The following is a 16252-nucleotide window of genomic DNA, read 5'->3' as shown; positions in this document are numbered from 1 at the left end:
CCTGTCAGGCGGCGGCAAAGGCCCATGGCGCAGAGAGCGCGAGGCCGATTTGATCGCCGGGGGTTAGCCGGGTGGCGGATTGCGTGACCAAAGCCTCGCCACTCGCCGCGGTGAGGTTGAGGCGATAGCGCCCGCCGAGGTAGGTGACACGCTCCACACGCGCGCGGATGTCGCCGGTTTCCGCAATGGTGAGATTCTCCGGGCGCAGGCAGGCGAAGGCGGGCAAGGCGGTGTCGGTTTCCACCTTGAGGCGGGCGCCGAGCAGGGTGGCCTCTGCGCCTGTGTCACTCTGGGTCGCGCCGGTGAGGGGGACCACAGCACCCTCACCGATGAACTCGGCAACAAAGCGGCTGCGGGGGCGGGCGTAGAGCGCCTCCGGCGTGTCGAGTTGGACAATCACGCCATTGTTCATCACCGCGATGCGGTCGGCCATGGCCATAGCCTCGGCCTGATCGTGGGTGACATAGACCATGGTGGCCGTGGTGCGGCGGTGGAAGTCGGAGAACACCGCCTGCATTGAGGCACGCAGAGCCACGTCGAGATTCGCCAGCGGCTCATCCAGCAGTACGGCAGTGGGGTCGGAGACCAGACAACGCGCCAAGGCCACCCTTTGCCTTTGCCCGCCAGAGAGGTCGGAAGGCATACGATCACCGTAAGGCTCCAGCGCAGTGGCGGCGAGAGCGGCGTCGATGCGCGCCTCGCGCTCCGCTTTGGACAGGCGGCGGATTTCCAGGGGATAGCCGACGTTGCGGCGCACACTCATATGCGGCCAAAGGGCATAGGACTGGAAGACAATGCCGATGTTACGGTCCTCAGGCGGCACGTTCAGGCGGCTTGCGGCATTGGCAACCTCGCGGTCTCCGATGCGGATGCTGCCTTTGGTGGGGTGTTCAAACCCGGCCAGCAGGCGCAGCAGGGTGGACTTGCCGCAGCCGGAGGGACCGAGGAGGGCCAGAAACTCGCCATCGCGCATGGTGGTGGTGACGGATTTCAGCGCCGCCGCGTCTCCAAAATGTTTGGCAATATCGGTCAGGGTCAGTTCTGCCATGGCACAACTCCTTTGGGCAGGCGGCGGGAGGTCGCTTGGATCACCGCCATCAGGAACATGACGACAAAGACGATGGTCATGGCGACGGCGGAGGCCATCACCGTCTCGCCGCTGTCGTCGAGGTTGAAGATCACCACGCCGAGCGTTTCCGTGCCCGAGGACCACAGGAGGGCCGAGACGGTCAGCTCGTTGAAGGCGGTGAGGAAGACGAGGATCGCACCTGCCGCCGCCGAAGGGGCGGAGAGCGGCAGGATAATATCGCGCAGACGGCGCGACAGGGGGGCGCCGACCGATTGCGCCGCCTCGTCCATCGAGGGGTCGAGTTGACGCAAAGAAGATTGCACGGGCCGGAACATCACCGCGAAGAACCGCGCCAGGTAGGCGAGGAAAATGATCCAGATGGTGCCGTAGAGGGTGGCCTCGGTGAAGGGCAGGTTGATCAGCAGCAGGATCATCGCGATCGCCAGCACCACGCCGGGCAGGGCATAGGGTAGGTCCAACAGGCTGTCGAAAGCGCGGCCGAGCGGCGTCTTGTGGCGGTCCATCAGCCAGGCGAGCGGCAGGCAGAGCGCCATCAGAAGGGTTGCGGCGCTGATGGAGAGCGCAAAGGAATTCACGAACGCGCGTTGGGTCACTGGCTGTCGGAACAGCACCTCGTGCCAACCAGACAGCGAGATTGTGTCGAGCCTGAGTGGCACGCCATAGGCGGGCACCAAAGAGGTCGCCAGAAGCCCCAACATAGGTAGCACCAGAATGGCGCAGATCACGGCCCAAAGGGCGATTTCTACCGGCAGGCGGGCCTTGCTCAGGGGGATCGCCAGTGGTTGGCCAGTGCTGCCCACCAGATGCACCCGTTGGCGGCGCTGGAAGAAGCGCTGCAACAGGATGCCAAGAGTGGCGACGAGGCCGATCAGGATGGCGAGCACCGCGACCTCGGCCAAGACGGTGGAGCCCATGCTCGCAAGGCGTTGATAAATCAGCGTTGGCAGGGTCGAATAACCGGCGGGAATACCGAGCATCGCAGGGATGCCGAAATTGCCAAGCGCGGTCACGAAGGTGATGGCGATGCCAGCAAGAAGGCTCGACAGGCTCAGGGGCAGCACGATCTGACCCCAGATGCGAAAACCCTTTGCGCCGGAAATGCGGGCGGCCTCGACAACCTCTTGCGGGATGGCGCGCAGGCCGGCGCGTAAAGTCAGAAAGATGATCGAGGTGTGCTGAATCCCCAAGAGGAAAATGATGCCGCCGGAGGAATAGAGAGGCTGCGGTGCGCCGATCGGGGGGGCAAGGCCGAGGGTCTTTAAGAATACCGACGAGGGCCCCAAGACTTGCGTCCAGGATAGGGCGGTGATTTGCGGCGGGATCATCATCGGGATCATCAGGCAAAAGACCAGCGCGCCCTTGCGGCGCAGGTCGGTCAGCGCCACGAGAAAGGCGAAAGTTCCACCGATCAGTACAGAAATCACCGTGCCAAGGCCCGCCGTCACCAACGAATGGCGCAGGGCGGAGAGCGTCGCAGGTTTCGCCACCACCTCGGTGAAAAACCCGGGATTGAGGCTGCCACCTGCGGTGATGCCCTCAAGAAACAGCCGCGCCACAGGGGCCAGCGTGATCAGCACTGCCAGCGCGAGGGCGAGCGACAGCAGCCGGCCCTCGGACCGGCTGCTGCTGGAGTTTGTAGCGACGAGGCTCATTCTGCGCCGAAAAGCTCGGTGAACTTGGCCTTGTTGGCTTCGGCATCCGCCAGCGCCTTGGCGGCGTCAAAGGACATCAGCTTGATCTCTTCGCGCGCCGGAAAACCAGAGGGGACGCCCATGTCGTTGCGCGCCGGGATGTAACCCATGTCGAGGACCAGATCCTGACCTTTCTGGGACAACACGAAGTCGACAAATTTCTGCGCGGCGTCGACGTTTTTGGCGCTCTCAAGGATGGCGACCGGCTCGGTCACGTAGGAAACGCCCTCTTTCGGGAAGACGAACTCGACCGGCGAGCCATCGGCTTTGCTGCGGATCGCGAGGAAGTCGACGACGACGCCATAGGGCTTCTCGCCCGAGGCAACCGCCTTGAACACGCCACCGTTGCCGCCTTGGGCGCGGGCGTCATGCGCAGCGAGGGTGCTGTAATAGTCCCAACCGAGGTCCTTGTCGCCGGTCAGGGTCGCAAGGTGGATGAGGGCCGCGCCGGAATAGAGCGGCGAGGGCATTACGACCTGACCCTTGAGGGACGGGTCGGCAAGATCAGCCCAGGAGGAGGGCTGCATCGCCGCGCCGGAGTTATAGATGATGCCCGTGGTGATCAGCTTGGTCGAGTAATAGTAGCCATCCGCCGAATAGAGCGCCGGGTCATAGGCGGTTGCTTCAGGCGACTGATAGGCCTTGAGCTGACCGGCCTGCGCCATACCCTCAAGGGTCACGGTATCGGCGATGAGCAGGACGTCGGGCTGCGGGCTGCCCGCTTCGATCTCGGCCATCAAACGGGCCATCAGCTGAGTGGTGCCATCGCGGACCCACTCGACTTCGATGCCGGGGTTGGCGGCCATAAAGGCGTCGACGGTCATCTGCGCGTCGGTGTTGGGCTGCGAGGTGTAAAGGGTCAGCGTCTCGGCAAAGGAGGCCGAAGCGGCGAGGGTCAGGGCGGCGGCGGTCAACAGGGATTTCATCCGAGGTCTCCGGTGTTGGTTTTCGTACGAAAGTAATGGCGGCCCTTATTCCCGGAGTCTGAAAACTTTTTATGACATTTTTCCAAATTTATTATTATCTTGCCCGTGGATCCTGAGTGCTGCTAGGAGGCAGAAAGGATTATTCACTTTCAAAGGAAAGCGAATGCGTAAAGAGGAGATGACCCGCCGGCGGGATGAAATCATCGGGCTGTTGTGTGACGTGGGCGAAATATCGGCGGCGGATCTGGCGGCACGGCTCGCAGTTTCGGTGCAGACCATCCGCACCGATCTGCGCGAACTCGATGAGGCGGCGCTGGTGCAGCGACGCAATGGCGTCGTGCGCCTCAGGCAGCCGTCCGAGAATATCGGCTATGCCCCGAGGATCAGTCAGGCGCGCGGTGAGAAGCAACAGATCGCCATGGCGGTGCGGAATCTGGTCAGTGATGGCGCGCGGGTGGCGCTGGGGACGGGCACCACGGTCGAGGCCTGCGCGCGGATTCTGGCGGCTCATCGCGAGGGGCTGTTCGTGGCGACCAACTCGATCCATGCGGTGATCGCGCTACAAGGGGCGCCGGGTGCGGTGGTAACGCTGGCGGGGGGCACGGTGCGGCTGCGCGATCTCGACATGATCGGCACGGCCTCGACCGCTTTTTTTGCCGATTATCTTGTTGATATCGCGGTGTTCAGCTGTGGCGGGCTTTCGGAGGCGGGCGAGGTGCTGGACTACAACACCGAAGAGGTCACCGCGCGAACTGCAATCGCTGGATGTGCCCGCAGGCGGGTCTTGGTGATGGACCGCGCCAAACTGGGCCGCGAGTTGCCCTGCCGCAAGCAGATGGTTTGGGACTACGACGTGGTGGTCACCGGGGCGGCGCTGGCGCCAGAGGTCCTGGCACGCTGCGCCGAGGCCAGTTGCCGGGTCATTCAGGTTTCGGGCGAGGAGTGAGGCCCCGGTGAGGGGGCACCGCCAAGGGTCTGCGCAGGTCCTCGGACAGATGATTTTCCGGCTGATTCTGATAACAGACCGGGCACAGGAATCGGCGGCTCGACAGGGTGCCTACCGAGGTCACGCCGAAGTTGGCCGAAGCCGGATAGGGGCCGCCTGCCAGATACCCGTAGCATGCCAGTTTGTGCGCGTATCAGTCGGCAATGACTTGGCCGCGCATGCTTTGACCGGATTACACGCCTCTTGAACAGAGATGGGGTTATCAAAATGAGACAGTTAATGATGGCGCAGCAGCGGCACGGATCGTGCTAGCGTCTCAAGTCGTGGCCACAGAGCGTGTGATCTGCACGATGGCGTGGGAGATCGGGTCACAGGCCATCTGGTTGCGGAAGGGCTGTGCGACAAGCGGATTTCACCTGCGTCCACGTTCAAAATCGCTATCAGTCTTATGGGATTCGACAGTGGCATCCTGACGGGCTCCGAGAGACCGGAATGGCCGTTCAAGGTCGGTTATCTGGATTGGCGCCCCATATGAACATCGATCAGACGAGAGGTTTTCAGTGTTCCAAGCGGCGGACATTGCATCGGATCGCTTCGTCATGGTCAGATCTCCACAGGCTGACACCAAGGAGACCGTGTCGCTACATGTGTCGCATGAACTGACCTATATCGGGCAGCTCGGGACGGCGAACGAAGTTCAACCCGGTATGGCCGCCGACATTCGGGCGCATCGTCGTGCCAAGCAGATTTATGCACTTTGTGCGACGGAATGCGCGTTTGAATGATTGCTTGGTTTCGCACAGCGATTGGTCTTTGAAGTAGGCGAATATGTGTTTTTCCACCCTTTGGCAGGCGAATGACGAGTGGGTTGCGCCGCGCGAAACCAAATTATCTAGGGCTTGTTGACGCTCATTTGAAGTGAACAAGGGTGGTCGCAGAGGGGTGAAGGCGCGGACGATTTGGTCGGTTTTTCAGGATCTTATCGCGATGCCGCTGTTTTCCCTTAACTTTCCGAAGGCGTTTTGGATCAAATGGCGCAACCTGACCGACAGCGCGGCGCGCAGCCGGTTTGTGTCAAAGGCCCGGTTTGCCAACAGGTGATCGGCGGCAGGCCCGTCGATCAACTCTGGCACGCCGCGTGGGCGCCCCATAGCTTCGCCCTGAGACCCCCTTAGTGTCCTGACCTGAGCGGTGGCCCTTGATGATGGAGCTGTCGATCATGGCGTATTTCAAGTCAGACTGACCGGACAACGCTTTGAACATCCTGAAAAAGCATCGGCCTTGACCCATCGCCGGAAGCGCTTGAACACCGAATCCCAATTGCCGGATTCCTCGGGCAACGTGCGCCATTGTGCCCCGGTTCTGACAATCCACAAAACAGCCTCAACGCACAATCGTGGATCGCGCCCTGTCTGCTTTCCCCTGTTTGCAACCTTGAAGCAAACGTTATGCAATGAGGGGAAGCCTAAACGTCAATAAGCCCTAGGCAAGAGGGCCCAACATGATAGTTTCGCCCGATCACATCCAAAGATTGGTCGGCAGATGATGCCTCATTGCGTTTTAATTATAGAAGACAGGCCAGACATTGCGGCGCGGTTGAAAAATGCTGTGGCGGTGCATGCCAATTTGGTCGTGGGCGATGTCTGTTGGACTTTGGATCATGGGCTGCAACGGCTTTTTGATCTCAAACCGCGGGTTGTTCTCGTTGATCTTGGCCTGCCGGACGGGTCGGGGATCGAAGCGATCAAAGCGGTTGCCGCTGCCGATTGGGAGGTCGATGCGCTGGTCATTTCGATCTTTGGCGACGAGGCCCGTGTGGTCGAAGCGATTCAAGCGGGGGCGCGGGGTTACATCTTAAAGGGGGGCGATCTCGGGCAAGTTGGCGATGATATCCAAACGTTGATTGATGGCGGCAGTCCGATCAGCCCGGCGATTGCGCGCCATGTTTTGAACCTTTTGAGCGATCATGCAGGCATAGCGACGAGCCAAATGGAGATGCTCACCGGGCGTGAAACGGAAATTCTTCGCGCCATCGCACGCGGCTACAAACGTCGCGAAATTGGTGATCAGCTTGGTATTTCTGGCGGTACAGTCGGCAATCACATCACGCAGATTTACCGCAAGCTCAAGGTCAGTTCCAACACTGAGGCCGTCGCACAGGCGGCAAAGAATGGCATGATCTGATGGGAGCGGGCGCGCGGGTTTATGGCGGTGTCGTGGTCTGGATTCTTGCCATGCTCACGGTGCTCTCCGTTGTAGACATCGGAGACATTCGACCGATTGAACACACGATGTTTTTTGATCGTGTTGCCTCTTGCGCGCAACCTGACTGTGACGACCCGGTGCCATTGGACCTGCCATTTTCGACGCCCGCGCGCTACACGCCGGGGATCGAGCATCAGGTTTTGCAGTTTACGGTCCCCTTGGATGAGGTGCCGACACAGATGCAGGCGTTTTTCATTCCCAAGTATAACCATCACCTACAGATCACGGTGAATGGGGCCTTGGTCCACGCGCTGCCGCATCAAAGGCATCCTTGGATGGCGCCTTTGCTGGTCGAAGTGTCGCCTAGCCTTTTGAAGCTGGGCGAAAATAGAGTGATGTTCGATCTGTCAGGTCCGGTACCGGGGCAACTTGATTTGCAGCCTTTTCATTTTGGCGACTTGGAGATGCTGAGCACGCCCTATGACACCCGATTTATGCTCACGCAGGGACTGACACAGTTGGCCTTGGGTTTGATGATCCTGCTCACCTTAGGGTATTTTGTCGTCTGGCTTGCACGGACCAAGGAGCGGATGTTTCTTTGGATTGCTCTGTCCTGTGTGTCGGCCTGTGGCTTTTTGGCTTTACTTGGGACGCATGTCACCGTTGGCGACTACCAAATCTCTCAAAGCCTGCATGCCCTTTTTGTCGCAAGCTACGTCTTGTTCATGTTGAAATTTGTGCGCAGCTTCCTTGGCATCGCGCCTTTGCGCAGCGAGCGGGTGCTGCCGTGGTTGATCTGTTTCGGTATTTTGGTCGCGTTTCTGTTGCCCATGCAATACGTCTATCCGGCCACCATGGCGGTCAATTTATGCGCCGCAATCGCCGGTCTCGTTACCGTTGCGGTTATGTGGCAGCATCGCCATTCGGTGCCAAAAATCGACTTTCTGATCTTTTTCCCGGCGCTGTCCCTTGCCCTTGCGCTTGCCTTTGACGGGTTGTTTTTAGTGTTGACCCACTCGCAGGCCCGCAGCATGAATTTGCTGCATCTGATGCCGCTTTTGACCGCGCTGGTCTGTCTCTGGCTGATCCTGTCGCAATTGATCCGAAGCCTGTCGGCGCATGCAGAGTTGGCCGCGACATTGCACAGTACGATCGCCGAAAAATCAGCGCAGCTTGAAACAAGTTTCAACGAATTGGCCACGGTGAGAAAGACCCAAACAATCAGTCAGGAACGCAGCCGCATTTTGTTGGAACTGCATGACGGGGTAGGGGGCCAATTGGTCAACACGCTGGCCTATATGGAAAGCCAATCCATCGACGACCCGACCCTGCGCACCGCTTTGGAGGACGCCCTGCGCGATCTGGCCTTGATGATGGACAGCATCGAAAGCCAGGACAGTCTGGCCACGCTCCTGGGCATGATGCGCACACGGCTTGAGGGGCTTTTGGCCAAACACGGTGTCAGCTTTGAGTGGCAAATCCAGGACGAGCCACTCTGGCCGACTGAAAACCCGTCTGACAATTTGCACATCGCGCGGATCGTGCAAGAGGCGATCACCAATGTGATCAAACACGCGCGTGCCAGCACGATTACGGTCTATGCCGACCACCGGCGGGTCGCGGTTTCGGATGATGGTCTTGGGTTTGACGTTGGTGCCGCCCAAAGTGCCGACAGGCCCCGTTATGGTCTGACGGGGATGCGGCGGCGGGCATCAAAAATTGACGCAAATCTGTCCATTCAAACCGGAGAAACCGGAACAACCGTTTCCATTTTACGCGTTGAAACATAAGGGCTTGGGTTAAATTTAGTGGCGCTCACGCACCTGTGCTTTCTGCGCCACATGTGTGAATCCACATATAGATCGACAGGCGAGATGGCGTATGTCGGCAAGAGGACTTTACGTTTAGGGGTGGTGATCATGACAAACAAAACAAATGGCATTTGCCACCGTCTCTGCGCGGGCTGGCGCGTGACGGTGATCCGCTGCGCTCTGATTGCGCTTTTAGGTCTAGTCATGGGGTCTCAAGCCGCCTTTGCCTTTGTCGGCGGCGGCGACATCAAGTTTCGCTCAACATCTACGATCGGTGCCTGCAATGTCATGGCAAGCACAACCGAAGACGGGGGGATATCGGCCGGTGTGGTCCTTAATGGCCTTGGGTCCTATGGCTATGCGGGGGGCAACTACGTCACAGCCGGCGATTCCACATACGGGATCACACCCGGGATCTATTCTGGTCTCTCAATCACCACGACCTTGATTGCAAACTGCCTTGGAACGACAGAGGCCAATATCGCGGATTTCGTGCAAGACGGCGCACAGCTCCCCTATGCCGATGAGACCTTTATGGGCTTTTCGTTTCGGCTTGTGTCGGATGCGGGTGGGATGAGCGCCGGGTTTTACACCTATTACATCAGCGAAGGCGCCAACACCGCCCCAAGCCTGTCCTTCACCGATGATGTCTCAGCCAGTGTCACAACCAGCGACCAAATCACCATCACCACCACCGACCCGGACAGTGGTCAGCTTGCCATCGCAAAATATGGCTTCAGCGCCGATGCCACCTGTAACGCCAGCGACGCACCCTCAATTGCCTTCACATCCGGCGTGTCGTTTTCGATCACATCAGAAGTCAACAATGGCGGCTATATCTGTGCCTCGATCTTTGACGGGATCACGACCACCTATCAATCCAGCGCAAATGCGTTGAATATTGATGTCACGTCGCCGGTTATCACTGCGCCCTCAAGCCAAACGATCGGCTCCGATGCGGGCCTGTCCACCGCTGCGCTGGATGTGACGGGTTTGGGGTCCGTGACGGATAATTCGGGCGACGTCCCTGCGATCACCTACAAGGTTGGGGCAACCGTGCTGACGGGCAGCTATGCCTTCCCCATCGGGGACACCACGGTGACGATGGATGCCACGGATAGCGTTGGCAATGCGGCCACGCAGGCGAGTTTTACGGTGACGGTGACCAATACGGCCATCCCGGTTGCGAATTTTACCGCATCAGGCGTTTTTGGCTGTAGCCCCGTGACCACTCGTTTCACCGACACCTCAACCGCAGGAACCACGGGCGAGATCATTGGGTGGCTGTGGGATTTTGGCGATGGCACCACATCGACAGAACAAAGCCCAACCCACATGTTTTCCCATGGATTGGCTACAGTTAAGCTGACTGTCACCACCGCCATGGGTTTGACAGATACCAAAACCGTTTCAAACTTGGTCCAAGCGATCGGGCCGGACGTGGATTTTACGGCGGATGTCACCGCTGGCGATGCGCCTCTCGCGGTGGCTTTCACCTCCACCACAAACTCAGGTTCGCCACTCATCGGCATGGCATGGTCGTTTGGCGATGGCGCAACCTCTTCAAATTTCGCTTCCGTGACGCATACCTTCACCGCACCCGGTTCCTACACGGTCTCTCTAACCGCGAGCGATCTCGATGGGTGTAGCGGAACGGCAACGAAATCGGCCTTTATCACTGTGTTGGACACCGAAGCGCCGGTTCTGAGCGCCCCGACCGATCAAACGGCCGTTGCCGATGCAGGCCTGAACACTGCCGCATTGGATGTGACCGTCTTGGGTTCTGTGGCCGACAATTCCGGCGAAGTCCCGGCGATCACCTATAAGGTGGGGTCGACCGTTTTAACCGGTTCCTATGATTTCCCCGTTGGGGAGACGGCGGTAACGATGGATGCGACTGACACGTCAGGCAACGCCGCAGCACAGGTGAGTTTCACCGTGACGATCAGCGACGCTGAGGCGCCGGTGATCACGGCCCCCGCCAATATTGCGCGGGCGGCGGATGCTGGGCTTTCGACCGCTTCGGTGAGTTTCGCCGCCACGGTGTCGGACAACAGCGACACAGACCTCGTGCCGGTGTTCAAGATCGGCAGCACGATGATCAGCAGCCCCTATGATTTCCCATCGGGCGTGACCACAGTCACCATCGACGCCGAAGACAGCGCCGGCAATGCGGCCACGCAGGTGAGTTTTACCGTGACAGTGAGTGATGCCGAAGCTCCGGTGATCACCGCCCCAGCGACCCAGAATGTAGACACCGATGCGGGGCTGAACACCGCCGCCTTGGATGTCACCACCTTGGGGACTGTGACCGACAATTCCGGCGAGGTCCCGGCGATCACCTATGCAATTGGCGCGACTGTTTTGACTGGGTCCTATGATTTCCCCATCGGCGACACCACGGTGACGATGAATGCCACCGACAGCGTCGGCAATGCGGCGGCGCAGGTCAGTTTCACCGTAACCGTGACCGATGTGACCGCACCAGAGATGCCGATCATCGAGGCGACCGTGGTCAACTTCGGCGCGTCGATTTCTGTCTCTGGCTCCGGTGAGATAGGGACCACGGCCACGATTACCTTCCCGGATGGATCATACCAAACCGTCCTGTTGAGCGGCGGGATCTTTGATGTGACCTCACCCCTTGGACAGCCCAGTGGCACGGTTCGGGTCACGGTCATGGATGCGGCGGGCAATGTGTCCCCTGCGGCCACGGTTGAGGTTGAGACCGATTTGATCGCGCCAAGTCTTGTGATCAGTGGCACGACAGAGACGGCGGGGTTCGGGGATACAACTCTGCTGACCTTCACCTTCTCTGAGGATGTGACCGGGTTTGCGGCTTCTGACATCAGCCTCGCAAACGCCACGGTGGCCGGGATCACGGGTGGTCCGGCGGTTTATACGGCCTTGGTGACCCTGACCGGGACGGGAGATGCGTTTGCGTCGGTGCCGGAGGGAGCCGCGCAAGACACGGCGGGCAATCTCAGCACCGCCTCCAACAGGGTGACCATTTCCGACACAACTGTGACGGACACCCAAGAACAGATCGCCGCGTTTCTTCAGTCTCGGGCCACGCAATTGCTGGCCAACCAACCGGATTTGATCCCCTTCCTGACGGGCCAAACCCGAAGCACGTTCAATGCGCAGGTGAGCCGCGGGACGGGCCGTTTTGACATCGCAAGCCAAGCCGAACAGTCGGTTTGGATGGCTTTGACGGGGTCGTGGTCGGACGAGGAGGGGGCCGAGACGCGCTATGTCTTTGGCGCTTTGGGCAGCCATGCAACCCTGTCCCCGGACATGATGGTTGGGGCCATGCTGCAATTCGATTACATAGATCAAACAGACGGGCCGGCGAGCGTCACGGGGCAGGGGTGGTTGGCCGGGCCCTATGTCATCGCGCGCAGTCCCAATCATCCGCTCTATTTTGAAGGGCGCGCGCTCTATGGACGGACCTCAAACGACATTTCCCCCTATGGCACCTACGCCGATCAGTTTGATACAAAGCGGTGGCTGCTTCAGGCGAAATTGGCCGGGGAAATGGATTACGGACCAACCACTCTGCGTCCGAATTTTGACCTGTCTTATACCTCAGACACACAACTGACCTATCAAGATGGGCTGGGCAACATCATCCCCGAGCAAAGGGTTGGCCTCGCTCAGGCGGCGCTTGGGCTGGACTTTGAGCATGACGTGCCGCTGGCAAACGCGGATTTGCGGATCAATGGCGGTGTCTCAGCCATCTGGGCCCATGGCGAGGGCACCGGCGCTGCAAGCACCCTTGAGCTAAGCTCTGAGGGATGGCGCGGCCGCGTGGATTTGGGTCTGAGCTATGCCTTTGACGGCGGATCAAACCTAGCACTGACCGGGTTTTATGACGGGATCGGGGCATCGGATTTTGAAAGCTTTGGCGTGGGCTTGGCCTATTCCATCGCGTTCTAAAGCGGTCTGCCGTCACCACCTGTTTGCAAAACGCCGGCATGTCACTGAGATCGGCCAGGATGTGACGGTTCCGTCAGGAGGGGCTCTCTGGTTGGGCCGCCACAGACAACCAATTCCGGAATGAGACCAAAGGCGCGTGGTCGTCCTTTTGTGCCGGCCAAACCAGCCAATATGCCCCCCGAACAGGCACGGCTTGGCGCAGCACGGGCACAAGCCGGCCTTCGGAGATTTCGATCCGGGCAAGATAATCTGGTAGAAGCGCGATCCCAAGCCCGGAAATCGCCGCCTGAATCATCATTGAGAACTGATCCATCATCATCCCGTTCGTTCCTGCCGCGGAGCCTCCTTGCCCTTCGAACCAATCCGCCCAAACGCTTGGTCGGCTTTCAAGATGCAGCGTTGGCACGCCCGTTAGGTCCTCAAGATTTTGCAACCGATGGGAGGCCGCGAAACCGGGTGAGACACAAGCCGTTACAGTTTCATCAAACAGCTTCATAGAACGCGCCTCGGGCCAATTCTGTTGACCATAATAGATGGCGGCGTCGAACACTTCGCCGCCAAAATCAAACCGACCGATCCGCGTGGACATGTTCACGGCCACACCCGGATGGGCGTTGAGAAACCCGCTCAGACGCGGCCCAAGCCACCGCGTCGCGAAGGTGGGCAGGATCGCAAGCGACAGGGTGCCGCCATCGGGGTTGGTGACCACCGACATCGACGCCCGCTGAATCATGTCGAGGGCGCGCGCCACATCGCGTTGATAACTGATCGCGGCGGCATTGGGGATCAACCGCCGACGTTCGCGGGTGAAAAGATCTTTTCCCAGCTGCTCTTCCAGCGTCAGGATCAAACGGCTCACCGTACTCTGAGTCAGACTCAGTTCTTCGGCCGCCGCCGTGATCGAGCGGTGTCGCACCACCGCGTCGAGTGCCATGAGAAGTTTGACGGAGGGGAGGAAGCGTCTTTGCCTCATATCATTCTCTTTATGCATGAAGTAATGTGTAAATATCGCTTTATAACGGCGATTTCCATGCATATTTTCACTGAAATCCATAGAATCCATCCGGTCGAAATGAGGAGATCCAACATGTCTGCACCATCCCACAAAGGGAGTTCGTTTCATTGGGCTGATCCGTTCTTGCTCGACGAGCAACTGAGCGACGAAGAGCGCATGATCTCGGAGACAGCGCATAGTTTTGCGCAGGATCGCCTGCAACCGCGCGTCGCAGAGGCCTATCTTGAAGAAAGGACAGACCCGGAGATTTTCCGCGAAATGGGTGAGTTGGGGTTGCTTGGCGTGACCGTGCCCGAGGAATATGGCGGGGTCGGGGCCTCCTATGTGTCCTACGGTCTGGTCGCGCGGGCCATTGAACGTGTGGACAGTGGCTATCGCTCGATGATGTCGGTGCAAAGTTCGCTCGTGATGTTCCCGATCTATGCCTATGGCTCTGAGGCCCAAAAGCAAAAATACCTGCCCAAACTGGCTAGCGGCGCATATATCGGCTGTTTTGGCCTGACCGAACCCGATGCGGGGTCAGACCCGGCGGGCATGAAAACCCGCGCCATCAAGACCGACGGCGGCTATCGCCTGATTGGCTCGAAAATGTGGATTTCCAACAGCCCGATCGCCGATGTGTTCGTGGTTTGGGCCAAATCGGAGGCGCATGGCGGCAAGGTGCGTGGCTTTATCCTTGAGAAAGGTATGAAGGGCCTGTCTGCACCGAAAATCGGTGGCAAGCTTTCCCTGCGGGCCTCAATCACCGGCGAGATTGTCATGGACAATGTGGAGGTGGGTGAAGAAGCGATTTTGCCGAATATTGAGGGGATGGGTGGTCCGTTCGGTTGTCTCAACCGCGCGCGCTATGGCATTGCCTGGGGTGTGATGGGCGCGGCTGAAGACTGTTTTCATCGGGCGCGCCAATATGGGCTGGACCGCCATCAGTTCAATCGCCCTCTGGCCGCGACCCAGCTCTACCAAAAGAAACTCGCGGATATGGAGACCGAGATTGCGCTCGGACTGCAAGCGGCACTGCGCGTGGGTCGGTTGTTCGATGAGAGCCGGTTCGCGCCCGAGATGATCTCGCTGATCAAACGCAACAACTGTGGCAAGGCGTTGGATATTGCACGCAACGCCCGTGACATGCACGGCGGCAACGGCATCCAGATCGAATATCATGTGATGCGCCATGCGCAGAATCTGGAAACGGTGAACACCTATGAGGGCACACATGACGTGCACGCGCTGATCCTCGGGCGCGCGATCACTGGCCTGCAAGCGTTCGGCTGATCCATGATCAGCGACGCACCTCTCAAGGGTCTCAAGGTCGTAGAGCTTGCCCGCATTCTGGCCGGTCCCTGGATCGGCCAGACTTTGGCGGATCTGGGGGCTGAGGTCATTAAAGTCGAGTCCCCGGACGGCGACGATACGCGCCGTTGGGGGCCGCCTTTTATCGAACGTCCGCTGCCTGATGGCGGCACGGAAAAGGTCGCGGCCTATTTTCATGCTGCCAATCGCGGTAAGCGATCTGTCACCTGCGACTTTTCCAACCCCGAGGATTTGTCCCGGCTCAAGGCGCTGATTGCCGATGCGGATGTTTTGATTGAGAACTTCAAGGTCGGCGGGCTGGTGAAATTTGGGCTTGATTTTGACAGCGTGTCGAAACTCAACCCCCGCTTGGTCTATGCCTCCGTGACCGGGTTCGGTCAGGACGGTCCGCGCGCCAAACAGCCCGGCTATGATTTCCTCATACAGGGCATGTGCGGCATCATGGATTTGACCGGCGAACCCGGTGGCGAACCACAAAAGGTCGGCGTCGCATGGATCGACGTGTTCACCGGCCTTTATGGGGTGATCGGTATTCAGGCCGCCCTGGCGGAGCGGGCGCGCTCGGGTTTGGGCCAGCATGTAGACCTGTCCCTGTTGGAGTGCGGCGTGGGCGTGCTTGCCAATCAGGCCACCAATTTCCTCCTTGGCGGTGTTGCCCCCACACGGTTGGGCAACGCCCATCCCAATATCGTGCCTTATCAGGTGTTCCCCTCCGCCGACGGCCATCTGATCATCGCATGCGGCAACGACAGGCAATTCGCGGCACTGACCCGTGTGCTTGGGCTTGAGGGGCTGGAAACCAACCCGGACTACGCCACCAACCCAGCGCGGGTCGCACATCGCGAGAGGCTTTGCGCGACGCTGGTCCATGCCACGACCGCGTGGTCAAGGGATGATCTGATCGCCGCACTTGAACAGGCGGGGGTGCCGGTCGGGCCGATCAACACGGTGGCCCAAGCCCTGTCCGAGCCACAGATCGAAGCGCGCAACCTGCGGATTGCGCCAGAGGGGATTGAGGGACTGCGTACGCCGATCCGGTTCTCACGCAGTGAAATGACCCTTGATCGCGCGGCCCCGCTGCTTGGCCCGCTGCTGGGGACGGACAAAGCGGCCTTTTCTGATGCGGCGGGCGACACCGAATAAGCCCACATAAGCCCAAGGCCATTTTGCAATCTGTGGGGGTGTCAGACAGGGGCGTGAGGCCCCTGTCATTGGACAAGCTGCGCCACGGCGCTGGCCGTTGATGACGGTCAGATTTTTTGAACATCCTTCACATTCGCTGTTCAAAAACTGAACATTCTCGTTGATTTCCTGCATT

Annotated in this window: 13 protein-coding genes and 2 pseudogenes; 8 read left to right on the top strand and 7 right to left on the bottom strand. The window is 59.4% G+C overall.

The features are described 5' to 3' along the window. Positions 1–4: 4 nt before the first annotated feature. Genes B30_RS13240 through B30_RS13230 form a run of 3 tightly spaced genes read right to left on the bottom strand, consistent with a single transcriptional unit; the run spans position 5 to position 3707 of the window. Complete coding sequence (locus B30_RS13240) at positions 5–1048, bottom strand: ABC transporter ATP-binding protein (protein ID WP_009572609.1); 1044 nt, start codon at positions 1046–1048, stop codon at positions 5–7. After that, positions 1036–2742, bottom strand: a complete 1707-nt coding sequence (locus tag B30_RS13235) for an ABC transporter permease (RefSeq protein WP_009572608.1) — start codon at positions 2740–2742, stop codon at positions 1036–1038. The genes B30_RS13240 and B30_RS13235 overlap by 13 nt, the downstream gene beginning before the upstream one ends. After that, entirely contained in the window at positions 2739–3707 is a 969-nt protein-coding gene (locus B30_RS13230; protein WP_009572607.1) for an ABC transporter substrate-binding protein, read from the bottom strand. Before B30_RS13230 ends, B30_RS13235 begins: the two co-directional genes overlap by 4 nt. A gap of 163 nt (positions 3708–3870) precedes the next feature. Between B30_RS13230 and B30_RS13225 the strand changes: the two genes are divergently transcribed. Next, positions 3871–4653: a DeoR/GlpR family DNA-binding transcription regulator gene (locus B30_RS13225; protein ID WP_009572606.1), complete on the top strand. Its 783-nt coding sequence runs from the start codon at positions 3871–3873 to the stop codon at positions 4651–4653. Here the strand turns inward: B30_RS13225 and B30_RS22525 are convergent. Continuing rightward, positions 4628–4810 (bottom strand): annotated as a pseudogene (locus B30_RS22525) (hypothetical protein); the annotation flags it as partial. The gene B30_RS13225 and the pseudogene B30_RS22525 overlap by 26 nt on opposite strands. A gap of 186 nt (positions 4811–4996) precedes the next feature. On the opposite strand from B30_RS22525, the pseudogene B30_RS22785 reads away from it, so the two are divergent. Together B30_RS22785 and B30_RS13220 are read left to right on the top strand one after the other, a co-directional pair. After that, positions 4997–5167, top strand: a pseudogene (locus B30_RS22785) (penicillin-binding transpeptidase domain-containing protein); the annotation flags it as partial. Positions 5168–5252: 85 nt separating this feature from the next. Next, positions 5253–5438, top strand: coding sequence for a hypothetical protein (locus B30_RS13220; RefSeq protein ID WP_152003401.1), 186 nt, complete (start codon positions 5253–5255; stop codon positions 5436–5438). A gap of 186 nt (positions 5439–5624) precedes the next feature. On the opposite strand, the gene B30_RS22780 is transcribed toward B30_RS13220, so the two are convergent. Further along, entirely contained in the window at positions 5625–5804 is a 180-nt protein-coding gene (locus B30_RS22780) for a hypothetical protein (protein ID WP_152003402.1), read from the bottom strand. Positions 5805–5882: 78 nt separating this feature from the next. Next, positions 5883–6107 carry a transposase gene (locus B30_RS22775; protein ID WP_009572604.1) on the bottom strand — a complete coding sequence of 75 codons (225 nt, stop codon included), beginning with the start codon at positions 6105–6107 and terminating at the stop codon, positions 5883–5885. Between the two features lie 88 nt (positions 6108–6195). On the opposite strand from B30_RS22775, the gene B30_RS13215 reads away from it, so the two are divergent. From B30_RS13215 to B30_RS21460, 3 genes are all read left to right on the top strand, one after another. Further along, positions 6196–6837 carry a LuxR C-terminal-related transcriptional regulator gene (locus B30_RS13215; protein ID WP_009572603.1) on the top strand — a complete coding sequence of 214 codons (642 nt, stop codon included), beginning with the start codon at positions 6196–6198 and terminating at the stop codon, positions 6835–6837. Continuing rightward, positions 6837–8648, top strand: a complete 1812-nt coding sequence (locus B30_RS13210; protein WP_009572602.1) for a sensor histidine kinase — start codon at positions 6837–6839, stop codon at positions 8646–8648. The genes B30_RS13215 and B30_RS13210 overlap by 1 nt, the downstream gene beginning before the upstream one ends. A 129-nt stretch (positions 8649–8777) precedes the next feature. After that, positions 8778–12608, top strand: coding sequence for an HYR domain-containing protein (locus B30_RS21460; protein ID WP_198430611.1), 3831 nt, complete (start codon positions 8778–8780; stop codon positions 12606–12608). A gap of 73 nt (positions 12609–12681) precedes the next feature. On the opposite strand, the gene B30_RS13200 is transcribed toward B30_RS21460, so the two are convergent. Then, positions 12682–13581: a LysR family transcriptional regulator gene (locus tag B30_RS13200; protein WP_009572600.1), complete on the bottom strand. Its 900-nt coding sequence runs from the start codon at positions 13579–13581 to the stop codon at positions 12682–12684. Between the two features lie 114 nt (positions 13582–13695). Between B30_RS13200 and B30_RS13195 the strand changes: the two genes are divergently transcribed. Then, positions 13696–14895 carry an acyl-CoA dehydrogenase gene (locus B30_RS13195; protein WP_009572599.1) on the top strand — a complete coding sequence of 400 codons (1200 nt, stop codon included), beginning with the start codon at positions 13696–13698 and terminating at the stop codon, positions 14893–14895. A gap of 3 nt (positions 14896–14898) precedes the next feature. Next, positions 14899–16077: a CaiB/BaiF CoA transferase family protein gene (locus B30_RS13190; RefSeq protein ID WP_009572598.1), complete on the top strand. Its 1179-nt coding sequence runs from the start codon at positions 14899–14901 to the stop codon at positions 16075–16077. Positions 16078–16252 lie beyond the last annotated feature (175 nt).

The organism is Celeribacter baekdonensis B30, assembly GCF_000299875.1.
Taxonomy (GTDB): domain Bacteria; phylum Pseudomonadota; class Alphaproteobacteria; order Rhodobacterales; family Rhodobacteraceae; genus Celeribacter; species Celeribacter baekdonensis_A.
The sequence above is the reverse complement of the archived record's forward strand: the minus strand, read 5'-3'. Positions and strand labels throughout refer to the sequence as shown.